Origin of the sequence: Sphingobacterium alkalisoli (assembly GCF_005049105.1) — a bacterium.
GTDB lineage: Bacteria > Bacteroidota > Bacteroidia > Sphingobacteriales > Sphingobacteriaceae > Sphingobacterium > Sphingobacterium alkalisoli.
The window spans coordinates 1-13023 of sequence record NZ_SUKA01000008.1; the positions used below are offsets into that span (position 1 = coordinate 1).

The 13023-nt window shown below is 41.9% G+C and carries 10 protein-coding genes; 7 read left to right on the forward strand and 3 right to left on the reverse strand.

Annotation, left to right across the window (positions count from 1 at the left end; translation table 11 throughout):
* The first annotated feature begins 1002 nt into the window (after positions 1-1002).
* The 6 genes from FAZ19_RS20180 (at position 1003) to FAZ19_RS20205 (ending at position 9214) form a co-directional block, all read left to right on the forward strand.
* The gene (locus FAZ19_RS20180) at positions 1003-1632 is read left to right on the forward strand and encodes a hypothetical protein (protein ID WP_136822580.1); all 630 of its coding nucleotides are present in this window, start codon (positions 1003-1005) and stop codon (positions 1630-1632) included.
* A gap of 81 nt (positions 1633-1713) precedes the next feature.
* The gene (locus tag FAZ19_RS20185) at positions 1714-2238 is read left to right on the forward strand and encodes an RNA polymerase sigma factor (RefSeq protein ID WP_136822581.1); all 525 of its coding nucleotides are present in this window, start codon (positions 1714-1716) and stop codon (positions 2236-2238) included.
* A 115-nt stretch (positions 2239-2353) separates the two neighbouring features.
* Positions 2354-3475 carry a FecR family protein gene (locus tag FAZ19_RS20190; protein ID WP_136822582.1) on the forward strand — a complete coding sequence of 374 codons (1122 nt, stop codon included), beginning with the start codon at positions 2354-2356 and terminating at the stop codon, positions 3473-3475.
* 12 nt (positions 3476-3487) lie between these two features.
* Positions 3488-6526 carry a SusC/RagA family TonB-linked outer membrane protein gene (locus FAZ19_RS20195; protein WP_136822583.1) on the forward strand — a complete coding sequence of 1013 codons (3039 nt, stop codon included), beginning with the start codon at positions 3488-3490 and terminating at the stop codon, positions 6524-6526.
* A gap of 18 nt (positions 6527-6544) precedes the next feature.
* The gene (locus FAZ19_RS20200; protein WP_169305723.1) at positions 6545-8197 is read left to right on the forward strand and encodes a RagB/SusD family nutrient uptake outer membrane protein; all 1653 of its coding nucleotides are present in this window, start codon (positions 6545-6547) and stop codon (positions 8195-8197) included.
* A gap of 9 nt (positions 8198-8206) precedes the next feature.
* Complete coding sequence (locus tag FAZ19_RS20205) at positions 8207-9214, forward strand: metallophosphoesterase (protein ID WP_136822584.1); 1008 nt, start codon at positions 8207-8209, stop codon at positions 9212-9214.
* Between the two features lie 240 nt (positions 9215-9454).
* Here FAZ19_RS20205 and fabF read toward each other — a convergent pair whose 3' ends face one another.
* The 3 genes from fabF to FAZ19_RS20220 form a co-directional block, all read right to left on the reverse strand.
* Positions 9455-10699: a beta-ketoacyl-ACP synthase II gene (gene fabF, locus FAZ19_RS20210; protein ID WP_136822585.1), complete on the reverse strand. Its 1245-nt coding sequence runs from the start codon at positions 10697-10699 to the stop codon at positions 9455-9457.
* 106 nt (positions 10700-10805) lie between these two features.
* Positions 10806-11360, reverse strand: a complete 555-nt coding sequence (locus FAZ19_RS20215; protein WP_136822586.1) for a TetR/AcrR family transcriptional regulator — start codon at positions 11358-11360, stop codon at positions 10806-10808.
* Between the two features lie 96 nt (positions 11361-11456).
* Positions 11457-11834 (reverse strand): Fur family transcriptional regulator, encoded by a 378-nt coding sequence (locus tag FAZ19_RS20220; protein WP_136822587.1) that lies wholly within the window; start codon positions 11832-11834, stop codon positions 11457-11459.
* Between the two features lie 229 nt (positions 11835-12063).
* Between FAZ19_RS20220 and FAZ19_RS20225 the strand changes: the two genes are divergently transcribed.
* Positions 12064-12972, forward strand: a complete 909-nt coding sequence (locus FAZ19_RS20225) for an NAD(P)/FAD-dependent oxidoreductase (protein WP_136822588.1) — start codon at positions 12064-12066, stop codon at positions 12970-12972.
* The last annotated feature ends 51 nt before the right edge of the window (positions 12973-13023 follow it).

The following is a 13023-nucleotide window of genomic DNA, read 5'->3' on the forward strand; positions in this document are numbered from 1 at the left end:
GTCTTGTTTTTATATCTATTCCGGACTGACCTGGCTGGTCAGTTATTGCTAACTTATCGTTCTTAACTTTCGCCAAAAACTTCAGCTACTCGTTACGTTACATGATCATTTCCTTAAAGAACTTTCTTCGCATCCGCTTCGCGCTTCTGCTGCTATTTCAAAGCCTTTCGGCCCTTTTTATCTTTTTTAAAATCCCCCTTCGTTTCCGACGGGACTGCAAAGGTAGAAATCTTTCCCGAACTTCCAAAATAAAAAAATTTATTTTTTCGTCCCCTCTCCGATTTCCGCGTTTAAATATTGTTAAACCCTTCTTTTTTCAGGTGCCGGACCCTGCGGCCCGACCGTTCCTCCCTTGCGGAGTGGTGCAAAGATAGGAACTTTACAACATTACCTCCAAGTAAACTAAACGTTATTTTTATAACTTTATTGTAAACCACTGATGCAGATAAAGATAAATTTAGACCCCACAGCAAAAGACCTAGCGCATTCACGCCGCCCGACCGGCAATCCCCGGTTTTCTCCTGACTAACACCCCTTCTTTTCAGCCCGGTGTATTAACCCTGCCTCAGCCCTATCTTGCTCCTGCTTTAGGTCTGTCCGCGAAAATGTAAATAAAGTCTCTTGAACTTTTAAAGACATCCACAACGGAAATTGAAACGCCGTCCAAAGATTTCATGATTAGCGTGACATCATTCTTTAGAGACAAGGGAGTAGGGAGTAGGTATAAGCACGGACAGCTATACATGGTTATTCGACCGTTATTTTAGGGTAGGAAACAACAAAGCAAAGTTTGTTTTAGGTTTTGGATTAGGGCTATCCATTCTGCTGAAATTATTAAAATATACTTTGTTAAGGTATGGGTAGAAAGTAAAATTAATCAAGTTCCTCATTTTTCTTTAGTTTGTCTCTTCTTACACGCGAAGAGAACTCAAAACGATAAAACATCTATTCGTCAGATGTGTTATCTTACCATCAATTCATGATGATAAATTAAATACTGCAATGTTCTCTACACGTTTTGCACGCTTCTGTTCTCCAAAAGCCAAATGTTTCCGATCCTTTGGCATCGGCACAATCTTGCTAAGCAGCTCATTTGTCTTAAGCTCTTGTATCAAACGCTTATATCAGCAAAGTGATTATCGGTTATATGAAAAAGATTTTACGTTATCATCCCAGTCACTGTTGCGTACCGATGGTGTATATGTTTTGGACAGCATCTATTCTTCGGAAACATCACGAGCAGGAACAACGCATCAGTTTTTTACTTTTTTCAAAAGTGGACAAGCCAATTTGACGCTGGATATCGACAATGATATCCATAGCCCAGAGGAATACGAAGAATCAGTGCGACGCCATCTGCAATCGACAAGTAGTTCAGATAGGAAAACGCTTTTTGAAGGATATTTTCGAATTGATGGTAATCGGATCGTGATCGAACGAGCTTCCGTACCTCGCAATATGTTGGTTTACCAATATGGCCGGCTGAATCCAAATCGTCTGGAAATTGTTTCCCAAACAATTAAAGGCAAAGGAAGACTGCGTGATCGGTATTTCAAAAGCAACTACCGTGCGGTTTATAAATTTGTTCCGCTGGATGAAAATCAGTGGAATGAATTGATTCCTGGGTGGTAAAGACGGAAAAACAGAATATTCATATAACCATAACATTTTCTTAACAATCATATCCCGGTGTCACTTTACCTTTGTCTTGAAATGGAACATATTAAAGCGATAAAGGCGGATAACCATCAAGTTTTTAGTTGGGTGTATGAGCAGTATCATCAGCAGATATATGGTTTCATCATGCAACGCACCCGTTCCGAATACATTGCTGAAGAAGTCACTCAGCTCACCTTTATCAAATTCTGGAAACAACGAAACATACTAAACGAAGAGTTGGACGTTAACGTTCAACTCTTCGGTATGGCGCGTCAGGTCATGATCGACCTTCTTCGCAAAGAAGCTACCCGTTTCAAATACGAGGGCGAATCGGCAACCACCCCCTTTACAGATAGTTTGATCGATGCCATAGAAAGCAGAGATTTACTGCAGTTGATGGAGCAAGACATCCAAAATATGCCGAAGATGCGGCGTCTCGTGTTTGAACTAAGCCGTAAGCAGGGACTGTCCCACAAAGAAATTGCCCACCTGTACTCCATCTCTCCAAAAACTGTCGAACAGCATATTGGCAAAGCCTTAATGCAGCTCAAGCAGCATCTGTATTCCATTATGCTCTAAACTGCGTAAAGTTTCACTACCATATTTATTTCCTAATCAATAGTCGCCCACTCCCCCCTATATTAAATAATTGTTAAGCAACTAGGGATACCGTTCTGAGCGCCGTAATGTTAGTATGAAGTTCGGAAAGAAGAAGCCAAGCGATCAAGGTGATCGTCTTAACAAACAGCAGCAGCTACGTCAGAAAATATGGAAAGATCCTTCTATTATTGAAGATATTTTTGCAGACAAGGAGTGGCATTCCTTTGAAGGAAATCCGTCGCAAAATATACCCTCTAACAAGATGGCAAAGCACATCAACGAGGAGATAAACCACGAAAAAGAAAAACAAGAATGCAACGAGCGCCGCAGCTATCGTCTACGGCAATTTACACGTTATGCGGCAGCCGCCGCGGTGTTAGTATTGCTGTCGTTCAATCTGTGGCGTTGGGCTACACAACATCAAGATACAGCAGCACCATCTTTTGTCGAGCAGCACGAAAATTCACGCGTAGCGCAAGATAGTATTTGGATTTCAGTCACAAACAGCGAACAGCAGGTGCAGGTACTCACACTACCCGATCAATCTACCGTCCGACTCTTTGCGCAAAGTAGGGTGCGCTATACGCGTGAATTTTCAAGCCACAGCCGCGATATTTATCTAGATGGTAAAGCCTATTTCTCCGTTGCCAAAGATGCGTCACGTCCTTTTAGCGTATATGCTGGCGAAACGAAGACGACTGCCTTAGGTACGTCATTCACCATTGATACACGTACTAAATCCAAGTATACAACTGTAGAGCTCCATACGGGGAAAGTCGTTGTCGCCTCTCGTGCACAAATTCCCGCTTTCGACAATATAGTCCTAAACAAGGCAGGCGAGTCCCTTTCCTTTGACACAAATATGCGTCTCGTAGCACATAAGCAAGGTATCCCTAAAAAACCAACAACTCTAGCAGCAACACCTGCCGCTGAAAAAAACAAAGCTTCCCTGCTTCAAATGGATAATATTCCATTGCCAGAGGTGTTTGCAGCACTTGCAGCTGCTTACGATACATCGATAAAAATAGGAGAACAAAATATCGCAAAAATTCAATATACCGGCAGCATTAATCCACAACGCGAAACAATACAAGACGTGCTGACAGTGATTTGTCTAATCAATGACCTGCGTTATGTTACGGAAGCCGATGGCTCTTACACGATCTATCATCAAGACGAAAACACAAAAGAAGAAAAAATAAAAGAAAACCTATAAGTAAAAAAAATCATGTTTAACAAACCGTATCAATTTAAAAAAAGTGTGTGGTTTCTAGCGCTGTTGGCCGCAGGTCTTTCCCAGGCAAAGGCACAGCAAGAGCAAGTAAAAGGAGCAACACAAGACGAATCCGGAAAATTCATTTCTGGTGTGAGCATCAAGGCCGTTCATGGTGGCTCGGGTAAAGCGTTCACGACAAGCTCTACCGACAAAGGACTGTTTTCTTTTCGCACTTTACCCGAAGGCGGCCCTTACCAATTTATCTTTACCTCGGTAGGCTTTCAGCCCGATACACTCTCAGGTTATACCATACAACAGGGAAAACCATTAGCCTTAAGTGTGAAACTCTCTCCCATCACGACCGACCTAGAAGAGGTGGTGATCGGATATGGCCGGATTGCTAGAAAAGACGTTACCAGTTCCATCACAACGGTTCAGGCAGAAGATATGAATGTAGGTGTTTTTACATCACCTGCACAAATGTTACAGGGTAAAGTACCGGGATTAACTATATCGACCAATAATAGCAATCCCAATGCCACACCATCCGTTAGTTTACGCGGAGCTTCTACATTACGAAGTGGTGAAGCTATGGAGCCATACTATGTGATCGATGGTGTACCAGGTGCTTCCCTTGCACTTGTTGCTCCCGACGACGTTCAATCTATTGATGTCTTACGCGATGCATCAGCAACTGCCATCTATGGATCCAAAGCAGCTAACGGTGTTATAATTGTGACAACCAAACGAGGTAAGACTGGTCAAACCAGCATCAATTATAATGGTTATTTATCCCTAGATCGGGTAGCTAAGCGTTACGAAATGATGAACGCGGAGCAACATCGAAATTTCGTACTTGAGAATGGATATTCGCTGGAACCAGCAGATGATCTCGGTGCCGATACCGACTGGCAACGTGAAGTAGAGCGTACTGGCGTATCTAACAATCACAATATATCCATCTTGGGAGGAGCAGAGAAAACGCAATATAGTGTGAGTCTCAACACGATCAAAAACAATGGAGTAATTAAGGGTACTGACATGGGGCGCCAGATAGGCCGAGGCTTTTTACAGACCAAAGCCTTAGATGATCGCCTAACTGCGTCATTCAATATAAATACCAGTATCACCAAGCAAAATGATGTACTGGCGCTTGATCAAGGCTTGAGTGTCTATGATGCAATGTACTACTATCTGCCGGTATCTCCAGTACGCAGAGCAGACGGATCCTGGTTTGAAACTCCAGACCGATCGCAGTACGCCAATCCTGTTTCGTTGATTGAAGAGAACACCAATTTCTCGAAAACAAAAGTGATACAGGCGCACGCCAAAGTCGGCTACGAAATTTTACCAAGTCTGACGTATAATATCGACCTCTCTATGCAGAACAGACAGTTTAACAATGCACAGTATTACTCAAGTCTATCTATGGCGGCAAGAGGTCAAAATGGTAGATCTATACGTGCAGCCGTAGAAGATGAGCGTAAGGTCATGGAGATGAACCTAAGTTACGACAAAACTTTCAACGACCTACATAAGATTTCGGCATTGGCTGGTTATTCCTGGGAAGAAAACAACAATAACGACGGTTTCCAGCTAACAACGTCTGATTACTATGATGACGAAGTAGGATACTACAACCCAGGAATGGCGAATGTAGTGGATATGTTGGGATTTGGTCCATATTATCTTTCCACCTTACGTATGATTTCGGTATACGGGCGCTTAAATTATTCGTATAACAGTAAATACCTTTTCCAAGCAACCGTACGACGCGATGGATCCTCTGCCTTCGGTGCCAACAACCGATGGGCGACTTTCCCCTCGGTATCGGCAGCTTGGCGTCTTTCCGAAGAAGACTTTATTCGGAAAGCGGGTATTTTCGACGATCTGAAATTACGAGCCGGCTATGGTGTAAGTGGAAACTCACTCGGCTTTGATGCATTTACCGCGCAGCGGGTCTTTGGGGCGACTAGGAATTTCTTTGACTATGTTATCGATGAGGACAAAGTGACTCCACTTCGTACGCTTGCTGCACTTCGCAATAGCAATCCGAATCTCAAATGGGAAACTACGAGTATGATTAACCTAGGATTAGATTTCGGCTTCTTACGTAACCGCTTGACGGGTTCAGTAGAAGTTTATCAAAAGAAAACCAGTGATTTAATCTATGATTATCAGGTCAGCTTGTCCAAATATATTTTCCCAATACTAACAGCCAATGTGGGCGAGATTGAAAACCGTGGTATTGAACTTACCCTGAATGGAAAGGTAATAGACAAAGAAAACGTCAAATGGAATACAGGCGTGGTCTTATCCCATAATACCAACAAAGTGGTTAGCATTGCCAACGAAGAGTTCACGAGAGACTTTATTGAACTTTCCGATCTAGGAGGAGCAGGACAAACTGGTATATCCCAACAGCGGCTAACACCGGGTGCACCGATAGGCCAATTCTATACTTGGGAATGGGCGGGATACAACGAGGATGGTATATCGGTATTTAATGAACGTGATGAGCAGACGGGAGAACTTACCGGAGGCACCACCGCTACACCGCAGCGCAAAGATCAAACAGTAACCGGAAGTCCACAACCAAAATTGGTCCTCGGTTGGAATAATACTTTTACTTATAAAAATCTGTCTCTGACAGGAATGTTCCAGGGGGCTTTTGAACAACAGATTATGAATGCAACACGTGCGCGCCATTCCAATGTTTTCGGAAATGCAGGACAAAAGAACTTGTTAGCTAGTGTACTTGAAACGGAAAAACCAAGAGATATTAATTCGCACTACTTGTCCGATCGCTATTTGGAAAACGGCAGCTTTTTAAGACTAGCTTATCTAACGTTAGCTTATACCCTACCGATCAAAAACTTACCGATCAAAAATTTGAGAGTCTATACTACGATGAACAATGTTTTTGTATTGACGAAATACAAAGGTATTGATCCCGAAGTAGGACTCGGAGGATTAACACCAGGAATTGACAATCGCCAAACGTATCCACGCACACGTACGTTTATGTTTGGGCTTAACTTTAACTTATAACTGAGGGGAAAATTACAGATGAAATCAAAATTTCTTATTCGCTTGTTTTCAATGTCGGCATTGGCGCTCACAGTAGCTTCATGTACTGACCTAGAAATAGATATAAAATCACAAAACACCGTATTTCCGGACTCGGAACGGGCAGCAGAAGCTATATTAGCCGATGTTTACGCAGCCTATCGCGGCGCACTAGGTCGTGACCATTGGATGGCGCAGACACTATCAGCAGATGAAGCCGTTAGCGTAGCAATGGGTACAGATTATTATGATGGAGGTCGATACCGTGAGCTACATGTGCATAATTGGACTCCAGACAATAGCATAATACCTGGCATGTGGAATTCAGCGTCGGTCGGTATTACCTTAGCCAATAATGCCATTGTTCTTTTCGGTGAAGAAAGACCGAACCTAACAGCGCCGGCGCGGGCTATTCGTGCCTACTATTATTTTATCCTTATGGATAATTTTGGAGCTGCCCCGCTAATCACTGCACCTGTAGATCAAGTTCCCAACCGAACAAGTCGTGCCGAGATCTGTCGTTTTATTGAATCAGAATTGTTAGACGTTATCGATTTGCTACCGACTGAAGTATCCATCGCAACGTATGGAAAATCAACAAAATATATGGCACAAGCACTGCTTGCCAAACTGTATCTCAACTGGGCAGTCTATACCACGGAAGATGTGGCTAATTATAATCCCGCAGTACCAAACGAAAAATTAAATCAAGTGGTGGCAATGTGTGACGGCATCATTGAGTCCGGGAAATTTAACCTGAGCAGCCATAAGTTCATGGAAAAATTCCGTCCCAACAATGGCTATCAAATCAAGGACTTTATTTTTGCAGTACCTTACGACCGGGAAAAACAGCAAGGTATGACTTACTCCCGTTTCTGGATCCACCGTAGCGCACAAAACCAGTTTGCTGCTTTGCCACAAAGTGTAGGAGGCACCTTCCGTGTATTACCGAGTTATCTTGATAAGTTTAATCTGCCGGGAGACGAACGCAATCAATCTTACATTGGAGGTAAGCAGTACTATTGGTCGAACTACACCGAAGACACAAATCGTCCTTTCTTGATAAGGACCTCCAAACGTGGTATCGATCAAGATTACACCGCTGCAGACGCTGATGAACAATTCGACTGGCAATTGGAGACCACAAACGATATCGTGCTACGCCCCGATGGTGCGGCGACGTTGAATGTGGGTAACGATCAAAAAGGGCGATCCATGGGCTATCGTTCCATCAAGTTTTATATGGATGTCGCCGTTACTTCTGCCAATCAACGTAACCAGAGTAACGATGTACCTATCTTCCGATACGCCGATATACTGCTTATGAAAGCAGAGGCTATCCTGCGTGGCGCTGCACCTACAAACGGCGAAACACCGCAATCGCTTATCAATCAGATCCGTGCCTATGTAAACGCACCGTTACTCGCTACCGCCCCAACCTTGGAGGACATACTTGATGAACGTGCTCGCGAATTTGCTGATGAGTCCTGGCGTCGAAATGATTTGATCCGCTACGGAAAATTCGAGGATAGTTGGGGATTCCGATCTTTATATCCCGCTGGCGCAAACGAGAAATACCGCAGAATCTTCCCGGTACCCACTAGTGTACTGAATGTGAATACACACTGGGACCAGAACAACGGTTATCAATAGCAGATAGACATGAAAAGAAGAGACTTTATGAAAAGTACCTTGGGCACGGCCCTTGGTGCTAGTCTTTCCGGCGTATCGCTGGCTAGTATGGCAGCCAACGCTGCTACGAAAATAGAGAGTGAAGATATCAATAGCCGTGCTTTGTTAAAAGATGAGTACGATCTGCATTTCCTAGCCATTGGCGACTGGGGTCGTAATGGGGCTGACCATCAGATACAGGTCGCTAAGCAAATGGGAAAATGGGCTACAGAACATCCTAATGATTTTATAATCTCAACGGGCGACAACTTCTACCCTTCGGGCGTAGTGAGTGAGCACGACCCCTTATGGCATTATTCCTTTGAGAATGTCTACACCGATTTCTCCTTGCAATGGGATTGGTACCCTATTTTGGGCAACCATGATTATAAGTCGGATCCAGATGCGCAGGTACGCTACACTGCTATCAGTCGCCGATGGAAGATGCCGTCGCGCTACTACAGTAAAACATTTAAAATTAAGGAAGAAGCGGAGGTATTGATTGCGTTTATCGATACCAACCCCCTGGTACCTGAATTCTACCAGAACAGTGAGTATGGCCCGCATGTAGCCGGACAGCAACCCGAAAAGCAACTAGCTTGGTTAAACGAGTTACTTCAAACTTCGGATGCAAAATGGAAAATTGTGGTGGGACACCATCCGATCTACACGGCAGGGCCACGGACCGACAACTATGATACATTGGCAGTCAGGAAAGTTTTACAACCTCTTTTAGAGAAACATCGTATTCCCTTATATCTATCGGGTCACGAGCATTCCATGCAACATTTAAAAGTGCAGGAAAAACACTTTCATCAGTTCATCTCTGGTAGTGGATCGGAAGTAACTCCTGTCAAAAAAGGCGTAAATTACAGCCGATTTGAAGCTTCTACCTATGGCTTTATGTACTTCGCCATCAATAAAGAGCAATTGCAAGTGCAGTGCATCGATCACGAAGGAAAAGCGATCTATAGCAGCATCATTCCTTGGAATGCCTAGCTTCGCCGCGTGATACATTAAGCTCTCGAGGCGTAACACCTCGAGAGCTTTTCGATTAAAGATCTCCGATCTTCCCATTCAATTTGATTACCCTTTTCTGTCTTGCCATGATACTGTATCCTGAATGACACCACAAAAATGAATCACGCAAAAACGGGTTGTGTCCCAGATGCTCCCTTTCGGACATCGATGGAGCAGAATAGAACACGAACATCTTTTAAATTGAGCAGCCATTGTCTTCTATTCCATATATTTCTTAAAAATTGTGGTTGCAATGTGTCCGCCAAAACCAAAAGTGTTGCTCATAGCATAATTTACTTCTCTTGTTTGAGCTTTTCCCAATGTTAGGTTAAAAATATCTTTAAATTCTGGCTCAATGTCTACAGCGTTAATCGTAGGCGGAACTATATTATGTTGAATTGCCTTGATGCAGGCAATCGCCTCCACTGCACCGGCTGCGCCCAATAAATGTCCGGTCATTGATTTTGTTGCACTAATATTTAATTTGCTGTTTCGGCCAAAAACACGTTCTACGGCCTTCAGTTCACTATTATCACCTTGTGGTGTAGAAGTTGCATGCGTATTTAGGTAATCTATTGCAGTGGCACTTATATTCGCATCTTCCAATGCTGCAAGCATACCTAAATACGCACCCTCACCCTCGGGATGTGTACCCGTCATGTGGTAAGCATCTGCTGCCATACCACCACCGACAATTTCAGCAATAATTATGGCCCCGCGTTTTTTCGCATGTTCCAACTCTTCTAAAATGATAGTTCCCGCACCTTCGGCCATCACAAACCCATCTCTGTTAACGTCAAAAGGTCTTGAAGCATTTTCAGGGTTTTCATTATGCGTTGATAGTGCTTTAGATGCATTAAATCCACCAACACTACTTTCTGTTATAGGTGCTTCAGATCCACCGGTTATAATCATATCTGCTTTACCCCATTTGATATAATTAAAAGCATCTATAATGGCAGTGTTGGAAGTGGCGCAGGCTGATACGGTTGTAAAATTGACGCCACGTAATCCGTATTTGATTGAAATAAGACCTGAAGCAATATCGACAATCATTTTTGGTATAAAAAAAGGATTAAATCTCGGCGTTCCATCTCCTTGTGCAAATTCGGCTACTTGTTGCTGGAAAGTGCCAATTCCGCCGTTGCCAGATCCCCAAATAACACCAATTCTGTTCTTATTCAAGTTGTCGAAAGTGATATTTCCGTTTTTTATGGCCTCTTCCGTAGCAATTAAAGCATACTGTGAAAACAAATCGAACTTCCGAGCTTCAGATTTCGGAATGAAATCTAAAGGGTCAAAATTTTTAAGTTCGCATGCAAATTTCGTTTTGAATTTAGTTGTATCAAATTTAGTGATGCCTGCAGCGCCACTTATTCCATTGACAAGCGATTGCCAAAAATCTTCAACATTATTTCCAATAGGAGTTAAAGCTCCCATTCCTGTTATCACTACTCTTCTCATTGCTAAATAATTTTGTTAATTAATATTTCGACTAATGGTGCTATGATTGTTACCTTTTTTTGATAATACTGGTTTCAGCAATATTTTTTTCACCATTCTTTCATAGCTATTTTTTAATCAATTCGTTTTTTATTGATTCTTTTAGAACTTCAAAATCATTGTTATTGGTGAGTCGTGAAAGTTGCACAATGGCAAGCATATTAGTTATAATCATTAACGCTTTTGTTCTCGATAAACCTTCGTATTGAAAGACATTTTCAGTTTTTCCCTCTTCCAAAAAATTGCTTACCCACGCCAGCATCAAATCCGAAAATTCCTTCAGTTTATGTTGTACTTTTTCTTCTAATGTATTAAAGTCGCTTGCCAGAGAGCCAACCAAACACACGTTCTTTTCCTTTTGGATGTTGGAATAGATGGAAAAGAACATATCCAATTGCTCAATTGGAGATCTCCCTCCTAGTTTCTCGATAGATACCTTGAGATTATTAAAGTGGTACGCTATAACAGCCACAGCCAAATCGGATTTTTTTGGAAAATGATAATGTATAGAAGCCGTTTTTATACCCACCTTCTCAGAAATTTCATAGAAACTAAAGGCATTGAAACCAATTTGCCTAATCAAAGTATCTGCAAGCTGTATAATTTCTTCTCGCTTTGACATTGTTAATTCTTTCAGTAAAGACACATACCTATTAGTTGGTAGGCAAATATTTTTTATACAATTTATTCAGTTAAAGTTACATGTAAAGCGATCTGGCTACGACGAGCATTCTTTACATGTTCCTGTAAGTACGCAGTTGACACTATCGACATGGTATCCTTGTGGAACAGAAAAATGAACATTTTCGGGTAAACATTCTATCGTTTGACAACGGATGCAACGAAAATGAAAATGATGATTTCTAACACTATTCTCATCGCATTTCATACATACTGCAAAATACTGCTTTCCGTCTTCGGCTACAATCTTGTGAACCAAACCGTCTTCGCAAAAGCGATTCAAAACCCGATAAATAGTTGCGCGATCTATTTCTATGTCTATATTTTGTTCAATCGCATCGTGACTCATTGCCTTTCTTGCATTTGTCAACAAATTTAAAACAGCTTCTTTTGAGGGTGTATTCCTACGTTTCATGTTTAATATTTTCGTCCGAAAATCTGTCTGTCTAAATTAGCTTGCACGAGCAAATTATTGCTATCCTTTTTGGAATAGAAATGCGTACAAGATTTCTCTGTAAATTTAATGTAAAATAGTCGCATTAACATATTGCGATATAATCGCAATAATAAAACATTACTTATCTTTATCAAGATATTTAAATTTAACAACAAAATAGATTATACTATTCAAAAAATTAAACAGTATGGCAGATAATAAAAATTTTGATATAATAATCATCGGCGGGAGTTACTCGGGGCTTTCTTCCGCAATGGCGTTAGGGCGTTCTATGCGAAGCGTTTTGATAATTGACAGCGGATTGCCCTGCAATAGGCAAACTCCTCATTCTCATAATTTCATTACGCAAGACGGCCAGAAACCAAGCATCATTGCAGAAAATGCTAAAGCTCAGGTATTAAAATACAACACGGTACAATTTTACGATGGACTAGCTATTAGTGGGGTAAAAACTGCAAATGGCTTCACGATTACGACACAAACTGGTGAAGAGTTTAATGCAAAGAAACTTATTGTTGCCACAGGTGTAAAAGATATCATGCCCGACATACAAGGCTTTTCTGAATGTTGGGGAATTTCTGTCATTCACTGTCCTTATTGCCACGGTTATGAGTTTCGCAACCAGAAGACAGGGATTATGGCAAACGGAGAAAGAGCTTTTCACCTGGCCTCGCTAGTCAATAACCTGACAGATAAAATTACTATTCTGACTTCCGGAACAGCGGAATTCAATACCGAGCAAATGGCAAAACTGAACAAGCACAATATACAGGTTATCGATCAAAAAATTAGGGTGATAGAACACAAAGACGGGATCATTCAAAATGTAATTTTAAAAGATGGCAGCAAAATTAGCTTGGATGCTATGTATGCGTCGGTTGCATTTCAGCAACATTCGGATATTCCGATGAATTTAGGTTGCGAGCTGACAGAACAGGGTTATATCAAAGTAGACAACTTCCAGAAGACAACTATTGAAGGGATTTTTGCATGTGGAGATAGTACGAGTATGATGCGTTCTGTTGCTAATGCGGTTGCTACAGGCAACTTTGCGGGGGCCATGGCAAATGCAACCCTTACAGAAAAGGAATTTTGATGGTAAGTGACTAGCCCAAATAGGGCTAATCATTTACCGTCAAGAAGTTAT

Coding starts and splice junctions, on each gene's coding strand:
- FAZ19_RS20180 (WP_136822580.1), top strand. CDS start 1,003: ATGTTCTCTACACGTTTTGCACGCTTCTGTTCTCCAAAAGCCAAATGT.
- FAZ19_RS20185 (WP_136822581.1), top strand. CDS start 1,714: ATGGAACATATTAAAGCGATAAAGGCGGATAACCATCAAGTTTTTAGT.
- FAZ19_RS20190 (WP_136822582.1), top strand. CDS start 2,354: ATGAAGTTCGGAAAGAAGAAGCCAAGCGATCAAGGTGATCGTCTTAAC.
- FAZ19_RS20195 (WP_136822583.1), top strand. CDS start 3,488: ATGTTTAACAAACCGTATCAATTTAAAAAAAGTGTGTGGTTTCTAGCG.
- FAZ19_RS20200 (WP_169305723.1), top strand. CDS start 6,545: ATGAAATCAAAATTTCTTATTCGCTTGTTTTCAATGTCGGCATTGGCG.
- FAZ19_RS20205 (WP_136822584.1), top strand. CDS start 8,207: ATGAAAAGAAGAGACTTTATGAAAAGTACCTTGGGCACGGCCCTTGGT.
- fabF (WP_136822585.1), bottom strand. CDS start 10,699: ATGAGAAGAGTAGTGATAACAGGAATGGGAGCTTTAACTCCTATTGGA.
- FAZ19_RS20215 (WP_136822586.1), bottom strand. CDS start 11,360: ATGTCAAAGCGAGAAGAAATTATACAGCTTGCAGATACTTTGATTAGG.
- FAZ19_RS20220 (WP_136822587.1), bottom strand. CDS start 11,834: ATGAAACGTAGGAATACACCCTCAAAAGAAGCTGTTTTAAATTTGTTG.
- FAZ19_RS20225 (WP_136822588.1), top strand. CDS start 12,064: ATGGCAGATAATAAAAATTTTGATATAATAATCATCGGCGGGAGTTAC.